This is a genomic window from Nocardia araoensis NBRC 100135 (assembly GCF_000308435.1).
GTDB lineage: Bacteria > Actinomycetota > Actinomycetes > Mycobacteriales > Mycobacteriaceae > Nocardia > Nocardia araoensis.
Genome location: NZ_BAFR01000093.1, coordinates 1 through 16,740 on the forward strand (window position 1 = coordinate 1; position 16,740 = coordinate 16,740).

At 71.6% G+C, this 16,740-nt stretch carries 11 protein-coding genes and 1 pseudogene; 8 read left to right on the forward strand and 4 right to left on the reverse strand.

The window, feature by feature from the left end; translation table 11 throughout:
* The 3 genes and pseudogenes from ON21_RS11850 to ON21_RS11860 form a co-directional block, all read left to right on the forward strand.
* A pseudogene (locus tag ON21_RS11850) lies at nucleotides 1-208 on the forward strand (urease accessory protein UreF); the annotation flags it as partial.
* Nucleotides 209-233: 25 nt separating this feature from the next.
* A complete protein-coding gene (gene ureG / locus ON21_RS11855; protein ID WP_039797879.1) occupies nucleotides 234-953 on the forward strand; it encodes an urease accessory protein UreG in 720 nt (239 codons plus the stop codon).
* A gap of 10 nt (nucleotides 954-963) precedes the next feature.
* Nucleotides 964-1,644: an urease accessory protein UreD gene (locus tag ON21_RS11860; RefSeq protein ID WP_039797884.1), complete on the forward strand. Its 681-nt coding sequence runs from the start codon at nucleotides 964-966 to the stop codon at nucleotides 1,642-1,644.
* A gap of 201 nt (nucleotides 1,645-1,845) precedes the next feature.
* Here ON21_RS11860 and ON21_RS11865 read toward each other — a convergent pair whose 3' ends face one another.
* Entirely contained in the window at nucleotides 1,846-2,682 is an 837-nt protein-coding gene (locus ON21_RS11865) for a hypothetical protein (protein ID WP_063821053.1), read from the reverse strand.
* 90 nt (nucleotides 2,683-2,772) lie between these two features.
* Nucleotides 2,773-4,206, reverse strand: coding sequence for an NAD(P)/FAD-dependent oxidoreductase (locus ON21_RS11870; RefSeq protein WP_051020707.1), 1,434 nt, complete (start codon nucleotides 4,204-4,206; stop codon nucleotides 2,773-2,775).
* A gap of 229 nt (nucleotides 4,207-4,435) precedes the next feature.
* Between ON21_RS11870 and ON21_RS11875 the strand changes: the two genes are divergently transcribed.
* The gene (locus tag ON21_RS11875) at nucleotides 4,436-5,932 is read left to right on the forward strand and encodes a cytochrome P450 (RefSeq protein ID WP_051020708.1); all 1,497 of its coding nucleotides are present in this window, start codon (nucleotides 4,436-4,438) and stop codon (nucleotides 5,930-5,932) included.
* Nucleotides 5,933-5,944: 12 nt separating this feature from the next.
* Here the strand turns inward: ON21_RS11875 and ON21_RS11880 are convergent, their stop codons facing one another.
* Nucleotides 5,945-6,790: a serine hydrolase gene (locus ON21_RS11880; RefSeq protein WP_083880564.1), complete on the reverse strand. Its 846-nt coding sequence runs from the start codon at nucleotides 6,788-6,790 to the stop codon at nucleotides 5,945-5,947.
* A gap of 163 nt (nucleotides 6,791-6,953) precedes the next feature.
* Nucleotides 6,954-7,151, reverse strand: coding sequence for a hypothetical protein (locus ON21_RS11885; protein ID WP_245562556.1), 198 nt, complete (start codon nucleotides 7,149-7,151; stop codon nucleotides 6,954-6,956).
* Between the two features lie 257 nt (nucleotides 7,152-7,408).
* Between ON21_RS11885 and recC the strand changes: the two genes are divergently transcribed.
* The 4 genes from recC to ON21_RS11905 all read left to right on the forward strand — a co-directional run.
* Nucleotides 7,409-10,777, forward strand: coding sequence for an exodeoxyribonuclease V subunit gamma (recC, locus tag ON21_RS11890; RefSeq protein ID WP_039797881.1), 3,369 nt, complete (start codon nucleotides 7,409-7,411; stop codon nucleotides 10,775-10,777).
* A 175-nt stretch (nucleotides 10,778-10,952) separates the two neighbouring features.
* Nucleotides 10,953-14,342 (forward strand): UvrD-helicase domain-containing protein, encoded by a 3,390-nt coding sequence (locus ON21_RS11895; RefSeq protein ID WP_039797882.1) that lies wholly within the window; start codon nucleotides 10,953-10,955, stop codon nucleotides 14,340-14,342.
* On the forward strand, nucleotides 14,339-16,228 hold the full coding sequence (gene recD / locus ON21_RS11900; RefSeq protein ID WP_039797883.1) for an exodeoxyribonuclease V subunit alpha: 1,890 nt from the start codon (nucleotides 14,339-14,341) through the stop codon (nucleotides 16,226-16,228). The genes ON21_RS11895 and recD overlap by 4 nt, the downstream gene beginning before the upstream one ends.
* 46 nt (nucleotides 16,229-16,274) lie before the next feature.
* The coding region (locus ON21_RS11905; protein WP_039797889.1) for an RNA polymerase sigma factor at nucleotides 16,275-16,740 on the forward strand (466 nt) is incomplete at its 3' end.

Consider the following 16,740-nt stretch of genomic DNA (forward strand, 5'->3'; position numbering starts at 1 on the left):
CACGACCCTCACCGGCGCTGCCACCGCGGCGCAGCGTCTGCTGGCCCTCGACCCCGCCGCGATCGCCGCGTGCACGGTCCGGCTGGCCGACCTGTGCGACCGCGTCGCCACTGAGGCCGTGACCGGTCTCGCCGCGCTGTCCGACCCGCTGCAGGACGCGCTCGCCGAGCGACATCGGCGGCGGGACATGCCCCTGTTCGCGAGCTGAAGCCCCGGAAGAAGGAGACCGCGCCATGCCCCCGCATCTGATCGACGGTGAGCCGCACGACCACGGTCACGACCGGCCGAAACGGGACCGAATCCCCGGCGAAGCGCTGCGCATCGGCATCGGCGGCCCGGTGGGTTCGGGCAAGACCGCGCTGGTCGCCGCGCTGTGCAGGCAGTTGCGCGACGAGCTGTCGCTCGCGGTGCTGACCAACGACATCTACACCACCGAGGACGCCGACTTCCTGCGCAGGCACGCGGTTCTGCCGGACGAGCGGATCACCGCCGTGCAGACCGGTGGCTGTCCGCACACCGCCATCCGCGACGACATCACCGCCAACCTCGACGCCATCGACGACCTGGTCGCGGCCAATCCGCCGCTAAATCTGATCCTGGTGGAATCCGGCGGCGACAATCTGACCGCGACCTTCTCCTCCGGCCTGATCGACGTGCAGATCTTCGTGGTGGACGTGGCGGGCGGCGACAAGGTGCCGCGCAAAGGCGGTCCAGGCGTGACATTCTCGGATCTGCTGGTGGTCAACAAGACCGATCTGGCGCCGTTGGTCGGAGCGGATCTCGGCGTGATGGAGCGCGACGCGGCGCGGGTGCGCGCGGACCGGCCGACGGTGTTCGTCTCGCTCACCGAGGACCCGGCCGCGACGCCGGTGCTGGCCTGGGTGCGCGAGCAACTGCGCGCGGTCGCCGAGCAGGACCGGGCGGGCGCCGACGAATCCGCCGCCGCGCACTGAGTTGCCGCCGGTGCGCACGGAATTACGCATCGTCGCTCGCCCAGGCGCGCTTCCGGAAATCCACGCGAGCGGCGGGTTGTCCGCCCGCCGCACCGGTCCGCGGGCGGTTCATCTGATCGGCACCGCTGCCACGCCGCTGGGCGGCGACGAACTCGACGTCGTGATCGTGGTCGCGCCGGGCGCCGAACTGGTGGTGCGCTCGGTCGCGGCGACCTTGGCGCTGCCGGGCGCGGCGACGCCGCAATCGTGCGGGCGCTGGCGGCTCGATGTCGGTAGCGGGGGAGTGCTGGACTTCGACCCCGAGCCGATGATCGTCGCCGGCGGTGCGCGCCACCACACGGTCACCACGATCCGGCTGGGTTCCGATGCCCGGCTGCGGATGCGCGAACGCGTCCAGATCGGCCGCGTGGGCGAGGACGGCGGCGCGTGGCGCGGAGACCTGATCGCCGACATCGACGACACACCCCTGCTGCGCCACCGGCTGGCGTTGGGCGCGGACACACCGGCCGATGACGCGCTGTCCGCACCTCGTGCGCTGGAGAGCGAACTGGTCTATCCGGACGAATGTGCCGCAGCGGTGACGGGTTTGACGCAGACCCGGCTGCCGCTGGCGGCGGGTGGCAGTTTGCTCACCCGCACCGGGCCGGTGCTGCGTGCGTCCGGCGTGGAACGCGCCGAGGTGAGGAGCTGAGCAACGGCGGATCGGCAGTGCCACTCGAATCCGCAGTGCGTTCCCCTGCCGGGCGGCCTGTCGATAGCTGTCCCGTGCCGGATGTGGGATTCGTTCCGTAGTGGTGTAATTCGACCGAGAGCTGGAGAAAGAAAGGGTGGGAACTCGACAGCGTCGTCGGGTTCCCACCCTTCCGGCTCGCCTCTCGGAGATGTCATCCGATCAGCCGTTGGCCGTGTCGGCGGCCTCCGGAGCCGTCTCGGCCGGAGCCGGGGCGACCGGTTCCGGCGCGCTGAGCGCCCGCGGAGGCGCGCTGAGCGCGTGCACCGCCCCGAGTCCGGCGCCGATACCCGCACCGATGGCGGACAGCGGAGCGGCCATCAGAGCCGCGCCGTAAGCGGCCCCGATCGGGCCAGCGGCGAGGCCGATCGGCGCGAACGGCAGACCGATGGCGAGGGCGAGACCGCCGCCGACGGCCGCGCCGAACAGCGCGAACGGGCTGGCGAACACGAAGCCCGCCGCCGCGCCGATCGCGGCGGCGCCCATGGTCTGGCCGGCGACGCGGTCGGATCTCGTGCGCTCCATCCCGATCGAATCGAAGAACGTCGCCATATTCGCTTCGGCCATCGCGGCGGTGTCGTTGATCTGGATCGCCTGCTCCCGGTAGAGCCACTCCGGTGCGTCGACCTGCACATCGCCGAAGCGCAACTTGCCGGAGGGCGGCGCGATCGGCGGCACGGGGTCCACCGGAATCGGCGCGTGCAGCCCTACCAGGGGAGCCAGATACTGGTGATCGGGCAGTGGACGTGCCCATTGCAACGAACTCAGGACGTCGTCGGGGATCCGCAAACCCTCGTACGGGCGCACGTTCGGGGCTTCGGCCGCGGGCCACTGGGCCGCTTCGGCCTCCGTCCTGGTCACCGGAACCGGCTGATCGGGCTCCGCGTGCGCCGTCCCGGTTCCCACCAGCGCGAGAACGAGCGGAACCGTCCCCACGGCGACCAGGGAGCCCAGTTTCGCCCGGTGCGGTGTGGGTGCTCGGTGCTTGCCTGTGCCCATAGATCACCTTTCATCCGAAGGAGACGTCAACGCCTCACATTCGGATCCGCGGGGCGACCTGGATTGGTCGAACGCGCTATGACGGCGGGATCAGCCGGCTTTCGCGTCGGTATGCGCCTTGTCCACGGCGACCCGGCTGTTGGTGGAGGCGCCGAGAGCGGCGGCCAGTTGTCCGGCGTCTTCGTCGTCGCCGTTGCTGATCGCCTCCAGGGCCAATCGGGCGAACACCCACTGCTCGGTGGCGGCCATCTGCCCGCGGCTGCGGCCGAGGAAGGTGACGAACCACTGGATGACGGTGATGATCCGGCTGCGGTAGCCGACCAGGTAGTACAGGTGCAGCGCCAGCCAGGCCAGCCACGCGATGAACCCGCCGAACTCCAGCTTGCCCACTTGGCACACGGCGCTGAACCGCGAGATCGTGGCCATACTGCCCTTGTTGAAGTACTTGAAGGGCTTGCGTTCCTGCGGCGTCTGGCCTTTCAGCCCCGCCTTGATCTGCCGGGCGGCGTAGGTCGCGCCCTGGATGGCGCCCTGCGCCTGCCCCGGTACGTTCGGCACCGACATCAGATCGCCGACCACGAAGACGTTCGGGTGGCCTTTGACGGTGAGATCCGGCTCGACCACGACCCGGCCCGCGCGGTCCACCTCGGTGCCGTCGGATTGGTCGGCGATCAGCTTGCCCAGCGGGCTGGCCTGCACACCGGCCGACCACACCTTGCACGCCGACTCGATGCGCCGGATCGTGCCATCGGAATCCTTCACCGTGACGCCGAACGCGTCCACATCGATCACCATGGCGTTGAGCTGGATCTCCACGCCCATCTTCTCCAGGCGCCGCTCGGCCTTGCCGCCCAGCTTCGGGCCCATCGGCCCGAGCACCGCGCCCGCGCCCTCGATCAGCACGACCCGCGCGTCCCGCGGATCGATGTTGTGGAAGGTGCCCTCCAGCGTGCGGTCGGACAGTTCGGCGATCTGCCCGGCCAGCTCGACGCCGGTCGGGCCCGCACCGACGATGACGAAGGTCAGCAGGCGGTCGCGCTCCTCCTGGGTGGTCGCGAGTTCGGCCTGCTCGAAGGCGCCGAGGATCCGGCCGCGTAGCTCGAGCGCGTCATCGATGGTCTTCATGCCGGGCGCGTAGGTGGCGAAACGGTCGTTGCCGAAGTAGGACTGCTGGGCGCCGGTCGCGACGATCAGGCTGTCGAACGGGGTGACCGTGTCCCGGTCGAGCAGGCGCGAGGTCACCGTCTTGGCGGTCAGGTCGATGTCGGTGACCTCGCCGAGCAGCACCTGCGCGTTCTTCTGCTTGCGCAGCACCAGGCGGGTGGCGGGCGCGATCTCACCGACCGACAGGATGCCGGTGGCGACCTGGTAGAGCAGCGGCTGGAACAGGTGGGTCGAGGTCTTCGAGATCAGCGTGATGTCGACGTCGGCGCGCTTGAGGTGCTTGGTGCCGAACAGGCCGCCGAAGCCCGAGCCGATCACCACCACCCGGTGCCGGCCGTTCTCGACAGTCTGAGTGCTCATCGTCCTGCTCCTCGATGGACCGTGGGGGTCGTCCCCGGCAAGGGTTCCTGACAGCTAAACCGTAGCCGCCGAGTCGGGCACCGTCACGACGAGATCCCCGTTCCTGGCGTGTTGCGGTGCGAAGTCTCACCGCCGCCGGGCCGGGGCGAGGAGGATCGTCGCGACCGAACCGGCCGAGTGCACGAGGTCGAGAGCCTACGATGGTAACTGTCGCTCAGGGAGGATTGCCATGGTCGCCGGTGACCGTGCGGTCGGCCGGAAGCCCAGCGTGCGGGCCGAATCGGAGAACATCGCGCTGATCGAGGTACCGCACGGCCATCTGATCGACCGGGCGCTGGGATTGTTGCCGGAACGGCGCCAGGTGCTGGCCACTCCGCCGCGGGGCAGCGACACCGTTCCGGTGCGCGGCGATGCCGGGCTGCCCTATCTCGGCCGTGCGTTGCACTACATGCGCTGGGGGCCGGCCGAGATGATGGAGCGCTACCGCAGGTACGGACCCGTCTCGCTGAACACCTCGCTCGGGGTCGACCGTGTGCTGGTCGCGGGACCGGACGCACTCGACGAAGTACTCGGGCACCGGCGCCGTGATTTCGGCCAGGGCTGGGACTATTTCATCGGCCCGTTCTTCCGGCGCGGCCTGCTGCTGCTGGAATTCGAGGAGCACAAATTCCACCGCAAGATCATGCAGCAGGCGTTCACCAGGGACCGGCTGGAAGCGCACCTGGCCGCGCTGACACCGGTGGTGCGGGACACGATCGCGCACTGGGTGCCGGGGGAGCACGACGCCGAACACACGGTGCGGCTGTATCCGACGATCAAAGAGCTGACCCTCGAGATCGCGGGCGAGAGCTTCATGGCCGTGGACGTCGGCCCGCAGCGCAAGCAACTCATCGACGCCTTCGTCGACTGCACCCACGCGGGGCTGGCGATCATCCGGCATTCGGTGCCGGGCGGGAACTGGCGTGCCGGGCTGCGCGGCCGCAGAGTGCTCGAGGACTACTTCACCGCGATGCTGCCGCAGAAGCGCCGCGTCGAGACGGCGGACTTCTTCTCCGGGTTGTGCCACGCACGCAGCGAGGACGGCGGCGTCTTCGGTGACGCGGACGTGGTGAACCACATGATCTTCCTGATCATGGCGGCGCACGACACCACGACGACGACCGCCACCGCCGTCGCCTACTACCTGGGCAAGCACCCGGAGTGGCAACAGCGGGTGCGCGCCGAAGTGCTCGACATGGACGCACGCCTCGGCGACACGGTGCCCGCCATCGCGGACCTCGAGGCGCTGCGCGACCTGGATCTGGTGGTCCGGGAAAGCCTGCGGCTGATGCCGCCGGTGCCGGGGCTCTCGCGCCGCGCGGTGCGCGACACCGAGATCGCGGGCCACTACATTCCGGCGGGCGCCCCGGTGGACCTCGCCTACCAGGTGAACCACTTGCTGCCCGAACTGTGGACCCACCCCGAGCGCTTCGATCCGGAACGATTCGGCGAACAGCGGCGCGAGGACAAGTCGCACCGCCTCGCGTGGATGCCGTTCGGGGCGGGCGCGCACAAGTGCATCGGGATGCACTTCGGCACGTTCGAGGTGAAGACGGTGACCGCGGCCCTGGTGCGTGAATACGAGTGGCGGATCCCCGAGAAATACCGTATGCCCTGGGGGTTCACCACGATCCCCTTCCCCAGGGACGGTGCGCCGATGACGTTGCGCAGGCGCGCGGCCGCCTGAGCGGCCGGGCGCTCAGCGGCCCGCGAGCAGGATCTGCGCGAGCTTGGTGTCGGTCTCGGCGCCCTCGGTGTAGCCGCCCGCGTCACCCAGCGAACTCATGATGGCCAGGGTGTAGCGCTCGCCCGGTCCCGCGAAGCCGACCGAGTTGACCACCCAGCCGCCCTGTTCGGCCGACCAGCCGTTCTTCAGGCCGGGACGCATGCTCGCGCCCGCGCCCCACACGCCCCAGTGCTGGTTGGAGTCCACCGCGCGCATCCGGTCGACGAGGTAGTTGCGGTCGTCGGGGTGCATGTGGTTGAGGATGTGGTCCATCAGGCGGTCGAGGTCGGCGGCGGTGCACTTCTGGAACGACCAGTCGGGGAACAGCGCGGTGTTGGTGGGCTGCGGAACCAGCGAGGTCATGCCATCGGCGCGGAAGGCATTGTTGAACGCCATCCGGTCGATTCCCGAGTACTTGGTCCACAGCAGGTCGGCGGCGCCGTCGTTCGAGGTCGCGAGCATTCCCTCCATCAGGCCGCGGTCCTCGGGAGTCAGATTGATGGCGCCGACCCGCGCGCGGTTGAGCAGGTCCGCGGCGATCGCGAGCTTGATCGTGGAGGCGGTCCAGACCGCGTTCTCGGCGTTGGCGTTGGCGTAGACGCCGCCGGAAACCCGGTCGCGCACGACGTAGCCGGTGACACCGGGACGGCTGTTGAGGTAGGCGTCGGCCTTCGCGATCCGGCTGCTCAGATCGCAGTCGAAACCGGGCAGGCAGCCCTGAGTGTGCGCGAGCGGCACCGCGCCCGCGGTCGGGAGCGCGGCGGGCAGGCTCGGGGCGATGATCGCCGCGGCGGCGAGGACACAGGCGGAAGCGGCCACGCGGGGAACGGTTCGGGTGGCGGGGGACGGGTAACGCACGAGGGACCACGATCGCACATCGCGGGTCAGGACGCACGTCTTGAGCTACGGGTCCTCGGTGTGCTAACACCGGTTCCGGTGCTTGCGCCGCAGCGGAATTCGCTATCCCCGCTGGCCAGGCGCGTCAGCGGAAGGCGGCGCGCAGTTCCTCGACGGTGCGTCCGTTGAGCCGGTAGCAGTGCTCGAACGCCTCGGTGTGCCGTTCCCGGGGCCAGGAATGCAGGACGACGGCGCGACCGTAGTGGCGCGAGTTGATCAGCTCCCATTGGTCACCGATTCGGCGGACCGTGAATCCGCCTTTCGGAACCAGGGGAATCACCATCGCATCCATGAACGCGAACCAGCCTTTCGGTGCAGCTCTCTCGTTCCGCCCCGGTGCAAGCTCTCCTCCCCGGTGCAGCACTGTCGCACATCGCCGCCGCGGTCCCCGTGTGACACGTCGGAGTAATCCGTTCGCGTGTGGTCTATTTCACTGGCCCGCGGATGGGGCGGTGCAGTTGCACGTCGGTCGCTGGGCGTATAAACGTGCAGAAAGTCCGAGGCCGGGGCAGCCGGACACCACCGATCGAGAGGGCGCAGATGCCGCTGCACATCCATCGTGCCGAGCGCGCCGACGTCCTCGTCCCGGCGCTCGCCGAGGTGCTGGCGGCGCCGCTGGAGGACCCGTTCGCGGCCGAGGTGGTCGCGGTGCCGGCGAAAGGGGTCGAGCGCTGGCTGACCCAGACGCTCTCAGGGGTGCTCGGCGCGGGCGGCGCGGCCGACGGCGTGTGCGCGAACATCGTCTTCCCCTCGCCTGCCGCGCTGGTCGCCGAGGTGCTGGCCGCGGCGACCGGGGTGGCGCAGGCGGAGGATCCGTGGGCGCAGGAGCGGGCGGTGTGGACGCTGCTGCGGGTGATCGACGCCTCGCTGTCCGAACCCTGGTGCGCTGTGCCTGCCAGGCATCTCGGCGCGCGAGACACCGCGGGCGGCGAGCACCGCGCCGGACGGCGCTATGCCACCGCCGCCCAGGTCGCCGCGCTGTTCGACAGTTACGCCGCCCAGCGTCCCGCACTGATCACCGAGTGGGCGGCGGGTCTGGACACCGATGGCGCGGGAGCCGCCATACCGGACGACCTGCTCTGGCAGCCGATGTTGTGGCGCAGGTTGCGCGCCGAGATCGGGACGCCGAGCCCGGCCGAGCGGCTCGACGCCGCCTGCGCCCGGCTGCGCGCGCGTCCGGATCTGGTCACGCTGCCGCCGCGGTTGTCGCTGTTCGGCGTGACCCGGTTGTCCAGCGACCAGCTCGCCGTGGTGTCTGCGCTGGCCGCCGCCCGCGACGTCCATCTGTGGCTGGTGCATCCGAGTCCGGTCCTCTGGTCGTCTCTGCGCGAGCTCCCCCCTGCCCGCACGCGCGCCGAGGACCGCAGTGCCACGGCGGTCACCCACCCGCTCCTGGCGGGACTGGCGCGCGACATCCGGGAGTTGCAGCAGCGATTGGCGGCGTCCGCGGTCGCCGGTTCCGACACCTGTCATCCGCCCATCGCGCCCCGAGATGTCGCCACGCAGCATGATTCGCCCGTAACTTTGCTGCGCGCGCTGCAAGGGGGTATCCGGGACGACCGGTGGCCGCCTGCGCCGGGGGAGGTCGGCGCCGACGGCACCGTGCAGGTGCACGCGTGTCACGGTCCCGCGCGGCAGGTGGAGGTGCTGCGGGAATGCCTGCTCGGGCTGTTCACCGCCGACGAGACGCTGGAGCCGCGGGACGTGCTGATCATGTGCCCGGAGGTGGAGGCGTACGCGCCGCTGGTACGCGCCGCCTTCGGGCAGCGCACGCCGGGATCGCCCGATGCGCACGGCGATTCGGAGCACCCGGCGCACCGCTTGCGGGTGCGCTTGGCCGACCGGGGCCGCGGGGTGACCAATCCGCTGCTCGCGGTCATCGCGGTACTGCTCGAACTGGCCGACGGACGGGTGACGGTGACCCAGGTGCTCGATCTCGCCGCCGCCGAGACGGTCCGCCGCCGTTGCGGATTCGATGACGACGACATCGAGCGATTGCGCGAGTGGGCGGCCGAATCCGGGGCCAGATGGGGCATCGGGCAGCGCCAGCGCCAAGCGTTCGGGCTGGCGGATTTCGCGCAGAACACGCTGAACAGCGCGGTGGACCGGATCCTGCTCGGCGTCACCGCGGGCGAGACCTCCGAGGATTGGCTGGATCTCGCACTGCCCCTGGACGATGTGGACAGCAACGACGTCGATCTGGCCGGGCGCTTCGCCGAGTTCGTCGACCGGCTCGCGGTGTGCCTGCGCGACCTGCGCGGTCCCCGGCCCGCGCACGAATGGGCCGCCGTGCTCGGCCGCGCGCTGGATCTGCTGACCGACGTGCCGGACGCGCAGGCCTGGGTGCGTACCGAGGCCAGGCAGGAACTCGCCGCCGCCACCGACCACGCGGGCGACGTCTCGTTGCGGCTGTCCGACGTCGGCGTGCTGCTGCGTTCGCGGCTGGCCGCGCGTCCCACCCGGGCCAACTTCCGCACCGGCGAGCTGACCGTCTGCACGATGGTGCCGATGCGATCGGTGCCGCACCGGGTGGTGGTGCTGCTCGGGTTGGACGACGAGATGTTCCCGCGCGCGGGCGCCGCGGACGGAGACGACGTGCTGGCCCGCGAACCGCTGCTGGGTGAACGGGACGTGCGCAGCGAAGACCGGCAACTGCTGCTGGACGCGGTCATGGCGGCCCGGGACACGCTGCTGGTCTTCCACACCGGCGCGGATCCGGTCAGCGGGGCGCACCGGCCGCCCGCGATTCCGGTCGCCGAGTTGCTGGACGCGCTGCGGGCACACGTCGGCGCCGCGGCGATGAGCTCGGTGGTGACGCGGCACCCGCTGCAATCCTTCGATCGCCGGAATTTCCGGGCCGAGCAGCCGTTCAGCTTCGACACCGTGGCCTTGGCAGGCGCGCACGCGGCCGACGGACCCGTGCGGCCGCGGCCCGGATTCCTGGCCGCGCCGCTGCCCGCCCCGGAGCCGGCCGATGTCGCGCTGGCCGACCTGATCTCGTTCGTGGAGCATCCGGTGCGCGCGTTCCTGTGGCAGCGGCTCGGCCTGCGGGTCCCGGAGCACGACGAGGACATCGCCGACCGGCTGCCCATCGAGCTCGACGGGCTGGCCAAGTGGGAGCTGGGCGAACGCCTGCTCGCGGCCCGCCTGACCGGCGCGGACCCGGCCGGGCTCCGGGCGGCGGAGTGGCGGCGCGGCACGCTGCCGCCGTTCGGGTTCGGCGCCGCCGTGCTCGACGAGGTGGAGCACACCGTGGACCGGTTGGTGCGCGCCGCGCAGGCGGACTACGCGGCCCCGGCGCGCGCGGTGGACATCGCGGTCGACCTGGGCAACGGGCGGCGCCTTACCGGCACCGTGCCGGAGGTGCACGGCGATACCCTGGTCCGCACCACCTTCTCCCGGCTGGCCCCCAAACACCGGATCGGAGCGTGGGTTTCGCTGCTGGCGCTGGCCGTCACCGAGGATCGCTCCTGGCGGGCAGTGAGCACCGGCCGCGGCCAATTCGGCCGTCCGACCTGGCGCTGCGAACTCACCGCGCCCGACGCGCCCGCGGCCGGGGAGATCCTGCGCAGGCTCGTCGCGCTGCGTGACGCGGGCCTGACCGAACCGCTGCCCGTCGCGCCCGCCGCCACCGCGGTCTACGCCGAACGCCGTTTCCGCGGCGCGGGCACCGACGACGCGATCGCCGCGGCGGAGCGTGAATTCAACGGCGGCCCCAACGGTCCGGGGCCGTTCGGCGATCACACCGACCGCCACCTGCGCTACGTCTGGGGGCCGGCGCCCCGGCTCGACGACCTCATGGCCGCGCCCGCCGCGGCGGGCGAACCCGGTGAGAGCACCCGCTTCGGCGCGCTGGCCCGGCGGATGTGGGCACCGCTGCTGGCCGCGGAAAGCCAGGGCCAGCCGTGACCGATCAGGAGACACCTACCGCCACAACGCGTGTCGGTCGCCGCCGGGTGGCCGCGCGCGCGGCAGAATGTCAGCTCGGACAGTCGCTTCGGGTCCGTCCGGCGTGGCCGGGTACCCGGGCGACCGCGACGTCCGCGGACCGCGTGACCACCGGCCGCGCAGGAGGGAGGCACGCATGACCGTGCAGGAAACCTCCTTATCGGCAAGCGCATTCGACGCCGACGCGTTCGAACCGTACGGACCGCTGCCCACCGGCACCACCGTGCTGGAGGCGAGCGCCGGCACCGGCAAGACCCACGCCATCGTCGGTCTCGCCGTTCGCTATGTCGCCGAGGCGGGTGTCGAGGTGTCCCAGCTGCTGCTGGTGACGTTCAGCCGCGCGGCGACCCAGGAACTGCGGGAACGCACCCGCGACCGCTTCGTGGCCGTCGCCGCCGGATTGGCCGATCCGGACGCGGCGAGGGCGCATGCCGACGAATTGGTCCGGTACCTCGCACAGGCCGAGGAAGACGAGGTGCGGTCGCGGCGGCAGCGGCTGCTGACCGCCCTGTCGGATTTCGACGCGGGCACCATCGCCACCACGCACAGCTTCTGCCAGCGCATGCTCGACGAACTCGGCCTCGCGGGCGAACACGACCCGGGCACCCGGCTGGTGGAAACCGTCGACGATCTCGTCGGCACCGTCGTCGACGATCTGTATCTCAACCGCTATGCGCGCGGCGAACCGCCGTTCTCGGTGAAGGAGGCGCGCACGCTCGCGCTGGCCGCGGTGCGGGACCGGCACGCGGCGCTCGTGCCCGACGGCGAGGCCGGCGAGCGCGTGGCGTTCGCGCAAGCCGTTCGCGCGGAGACCGAGCGGCGCAAACGCCTTGCCGGGCTGCGCGACTTCGACGACCTGCTCGTACTGCTGCACGACGTGCTCGCCGATCCGGAGCACGGCCCCCGCGCCTGCCGCCGCATCCGGGCGCGCTACCGCGTCGCCCTGGTCGACGAGTTCCAGGACACCGACCCTCTGCAATGGGACATCCTGCGCAGGTCGTTCCACGGGCACGCCACCTTGGTGCTGGTCGGCGATCCCAAACAGGCGATCTACGCCTTCCGCGGCGCGGAGGTGCTCAGTTATCTGGACGCGGTCGCGCACGCCGATGTCCGCAAAGAGCTCACCACCAACTGGCGCAGTGATGCCGGACTGCTCGCCGCGCTGGACCACCTGCACGGCGCGGCGGCCTTGGGGCACGAGGAGATCCGCGTCTATCCGGTCGCCCCGACCAGACCGTGGTCGCGGTTGTCCGGACCCGCCGAGTTCTGCACGCCGCTGCGGGTGCGTTGCCTGCCGCGCACCGGCGCTGGACCGCTGAACAAGTCCGGCTTTCCGGCCGTCGGGCGCATGCGGAGCAAAGTCGCCGACGATCTCGCCGCCGACATCGTGCGTCTGCTCGAGTCCGGTGTGCTGCTGGATGGTAAAGCGGAACCGATTGTCGCCGAAGATGATTCGCCGACGGTAGGCGACACGGCCCGCAGGCCGGTCGGGCCGGGCGACATCGCGGTGCTGGTGCGGACCCGCTCGCAGATCGACGTGGTGCGCGCCGCGCTGGACCGCGTCGGGGTCGCCTCCGTGCTCGCGGGCGGTATCAGTGTCTTCGCGACCGACAGCGCCACCGACTGGCTGTGGGTGCTGCGTGCGCTGGAGCAGCCGCACCGCGGCGACCGGGTGCGGCTGGCCGCGTGCACACCCCTGCTCGGCGTGACCGCGGCCGAGATCGACAGCGGGGGAGCCGATCTGGTCGGCCGGGTCAGCGCTCAACTGCGTGAGGCGGCACGGCTGTTCACGCGCGCGGGATTCGCGGCAGTGTTCGAGAAGCTCTCCGCCGAGACCCGCTTGGCGCCGCGGCTGCTCGCCGTGGAGAACGGGGAGCGGCAGCTCACCGACCTGCGCCACCTCGCGCAGTTGCTCGACCAGGTCGCCTCGACCGAAGGACTGGGGCTGACGGCGCTGACCCGGTGGCTGGCCGACCGGGTGCGCGATCCCGCCTCCGGCGCCGTCGCCGACCGCAGCCGCAGGCTCGACCGGGACGCCGCCGCCGTCCAGATAGCCACCGTGCACGCGAGCAAGGGACTCGAATTCCCGGTGGTGTATCTGCCGTTCGCCTGGGACAGCGCGAAGAACCCCTATCCGGCGACGTTGCTGTTCCACGCCGACGACGGTGCGCGCGTGCTGGACGTCGGCGGCGCGGACGCTCCCGGATACGCCGAACGCAAGGCGCGTAGCGAGGCCGAGGAGGCGGGCGAGGAACTGCGGCTGCTCTATGTCGCGCTGACCCGCGCCATGTGCCAGATCGTCGCCTGGTGGGCGCCCGCGATCACCACCGCGGCCTCGCCGCTGCACCGCATGGTCTTCGGGCGCGCCGACGGTGGCGCCGCCGTCGCCGCCCGAGCCGCGGTTCCCGCCGACGCCGCTGTCGCGCAATCGCTTTCGGCGTGGGCGCAGGACGCGGGCGCGGCGATCTCGGTGACGGCGGTGGCCGGGGCCGACGGCGTCGCGATCCGGCGCGCGCGCACCGCGCCCGCGCAGGGCGCACTGGCCGCGGCCCGCTTCGACCGGGTGCTGGACCAGCAGTGGCGGCGCACGTCCTACTCGGCGCTGACCGCCTCCGCGCACGGCCCGGCGGCGCCCGGAACCGACAGCGAACCGGAGGACACGCGGGGCCCGGGCGACGAGCCCCCGGGAACCTCCCTGATCGGCGCGGCGGAGCCGGAACCCGCAGGCGCGGCGTCGCTGATGAACGCGCTGCCTTACGGCGCGGAGTTCGGCACCTTGGTGCACGGCGTCCTGGAGCGGATCGACACCGGCCGTGCCGATCTGGCCGCCGAGGTGCGCGATCGGTGCCGCGAGGCGGTGGACGAGCTGATGGCCGAGGTGGATTCGGAATGCCTGGCCACCGCGCTGCTGGCGGTGCTGCGCACCCCACTGGAGGGCGGCTGCCTGGCCGATATCGCCCCTCGGGACCGTCTCAGCGAACTCGAGTTCGAATTGCCGCTGGCGGGCGGGGACCGCGTCGGCTCCACCGCGGCGACGCTGCGGCGCGTCGCCGATCTGCTGCGCGAGCACCTTCCGGCCGACGACGACCTGTTCCCCTACGCCGATCAACTGGCGGCGCTGGAGGACATACCGCTGCGCGGTTATCTGACCGGCAGCATCGACGCCGTGCTCCGCGTGGTGAACGCCGCGCATCCGCGCTTCGTCGTCGTCGACTACAAGACCAACCGGCTCGGCACCGGTGACCTCACCGTCGCGCACTACACCCGCGACCGCATGGCCGCGGAGATGCTGCGTTCGCACTATCCGCTGCAAGCGCTGCTGTACTCGGTCGCGTTGCACCGGTATCTGCGCTGGCGGTTGCCCGGCTACGACCCGGCCCGGCTTCTCGGCGGGGTCCGATATCTGTTCGTGCGCGGCATGATCGGGCCGGAGACCCCCGCGGGCTGCGGCGTCTTCGACTGGCACCCGCCCGCCGATCTGGTGGTGGCGCTGTCGGCGCTGCTGGCGGGGGAGGCGGGGCGGTGACCTCGATCCAGGTGGCCCAGCGGGGAACCGGCCTGCTGCGCACGTTCAACGAGGCGGGCGTGCTGTCGGCCGCGGACGTGCACGTGGCGCTGCGGCTGGGCCGGCTCGGCCGGGAGTCGTCGGAGCCGGTGCTGTTCGCCGCGGCGCTGGCCGTGCGCGCGGTGCGCTCCGGCTCGGTGTGCCTGGAACTGCACCGGATGCGGGAGATCGGCGTCGACGCCGACGAGACCTGGGACGCGGGCGTCGATCCGGCGACGCTGCCGTGGCCGGACATTCCCGCCGTGGTCGCCGCGCTGCGGGTGAGCCCGCTGGTACTCGGTGGACCGGCGGGTCCGTTGCGGCCGCTGCGGCTCGTGGAATCCCAGGGTGCCGGTGATTCCGGTCCGCTGCTCTACCTCGATCGGTACTACCGGCAGGAGCAGACGATCCGGCGGGTGCTCACCGAGCGATCCGCGCACCATCCGGTGGTCGATCCCGGGATCGTGCGCCGTGAACTGGACCGGTTGTTCGACGCGCCGTCCGGTACGGCCCCGGATCGCCAGCGCCTGGCCGCCGCGCTCGCCGCGACCCACTGGACCACCGTGGTCGCCGGCGGTCCCGGTACCGGCAAGACCCACACCATCGCCCGGATCATCGCCTTGCTGGCCGCGCACCGCGAGACCGAGCCGAAGCTGCCCGCGCTGCGCATCGCGCTGGCCGCCCCCACCGGGAAGGCGGCGGCGCGCCTACAGGAAGCCGTTCGCGAACAAGCGGTTTCGCTCGGCTTGCCCGAACTCACCGCCGCCACCCTGCACCGGCTGCTCGGCTGGCAGCGCGGTCGCAGCACCAGGTTCAAGTACCACGAGTTCAACCGGCTGCCCTACGACGTGATCGTGGTCGACGAGACGTCGATGGTCTCCCTGACCATGATGAGCAGGCTCCTGGCCGCGCTGCGCCCGGACACTCGCCTGGTGCTGGTGGGCGACCCGGACCAGCTCGCCTCGGTCGACGCGGGCGCGGTGCTCGCCGACCTGGTCGCCGGACCGGTCGCCGCCACCCCGAATCCCGTGCTCGACGAGATCCTCGGCCCGGACGGGACCGGCGAGCACGCCGAGGCATTGACCGCGCTGGAGCACGCCCGCCTGCGCGGCGGCATCGTCCGGCTGACCCGGGGCCGCCGGTTCGGCGGGCGGATCGCCGACCTGGCCGTCGCGGTGCGGGCGGGGGACGCGGACGCCGCGCTCGAGCTGTTGCGCGCGGGCGGCGACGAATTGTCGCTCAGCGCGCCCGACGAGCTGACCGCGGTCCGCGCCGATGTGGTGCGGTCCGCGACCACGGTCACCGCCGCCGCGCTGGACGGCGACGCGGCGGGCGCGCTGCACGCGCTGGAATCACATCGCCTGCTGTGCGCGCACCGGCAGGGGCCGTTCGGCGTCGAGCGCTGGGACCGGATGGCTGCGGAATGGGCCGTCGCCGCGGGAGCGGGCCCGGATTCCCACCAGGCGCCGTGGTACCCCGGCCAACCTCTGCTGGTCACCGCGAACGACCACGAGGCGCGAATCTACAACGGCGACACCGGAGTGGTCGTGCGCATGCCCGACGGTTCGCTGCGCGCGGCGCTGCAACGCGGCAGCGAGCCGTATCTGGTGCATCCCACGCAGTTCCCCGCGGTGGTCACCGTCTTCGCCATGACCATCCACCGCAGCCAGGGCAGTCAGTACGACACCGTCTCGGTCGTCCTGCCCGAGCCCGAATCCACGCTGCTGACCAGGGAATTGCTGTACACCGCGATCACCAGGGCGCGTCGCCACGTCCGGATCATCGGCACCGAGGAGTCCATCCGCGCCGGTATCGCGCGGCGGGTGCTGCGCGCCAGCGGGCTCTCGCGCCGGGAAGGACCCCGATGAGGAAATCTCACATTCGCGGCGCCCGCGGCGTCTACCTGGTGTGAGCCTGCCCCCGTTCGAGGAAATAGTGGCCGGATACGGCCCGATGGTGTTGCGCGTCTGCCGGGCCGTGCTCGGCCCGTCCGACGCGGCCGACGCCTGGTCGGAAACATTTCTCTCCGCGTTGCGCGCGTTTCCCGGCCTCTCCCCGGACACGAACATCGAGGCATGGCTGGTCACCATCGCGCATCGTCGCGCGATCGACGTCGGCCGGGCGCTCACGCGCGCGCCCGTCCCGGCCGAGACGCTGCCGGAAAGTCCCGCCTCCGCCCCAGGACCCGCCGACTACGACCCCGACCTGTGGGCCGCCCTGCGGGCGCTGCCGACCAAGCAGCGCCAGGCGGTCGCCTACCACTATCTGGCCGGGCTTCCGCACGCGGAGATCGCCGAATTGCTCGGCAATTCTCCCGCCGCCGCCCGCCGCGCCGCCGCGGACGGCCTGAAGACCCTGCGCAAGCTCTACCCGAAGGAAT

Excerpts from the sequence above, each read along its gene's own strand:
- ureG (WP_039797879.1), top strand. The coding sequence starts at position 234 with ATGCCCCCGCATCTGATCGACGGTGAGCCGCACGACCACGGTCACGAC.
- ON21_RS11865 (WP_063821053.1), bottom strand. The coding sequence starts at position 2,682 with ATGGGCACAGGCAAGCACCGAGCACCCACACCGCACCGGGCGAAACTG.
- ON21_RS11870 (WP_051020707.1), bottom strand. The coding sequence starts at position 4,206 with ATGAGCACTCAGACTGTCGAGAACGGCCGGCACCGGGTGGTGGTGATC.
- ON21_RS11875 (WP_051020708.1), top strand. The coding sequence starts at position 4,436 with ATGGTCGCCGGTGACCGTGCGGTCGGCCGGAAGCCCAGCGTGCGGGCC.
- ON21_RS11885 (WP_245562556.1), bottom strand. The coding sequence starts at position 7,151 with ATGGTGATTCCCCTGGTTCCGAAAGGCGGATTCACGGTCCGCCGAATC.
- recC (WP_039797881.1), top strand. The coding sequence starts at position 7,409 with ATGCCGCTGCACATCCATCGTGCCGAGCGCGCCGACGTCCTCGTCCCG.
- ON21_RS11895 (WP_039797882.1), top strand. The coding sequence starts at position 10,953 with ATGACCGTGCAGGAAACCTCCTTATCGGCAAGCGCATTCGACGCCGAC.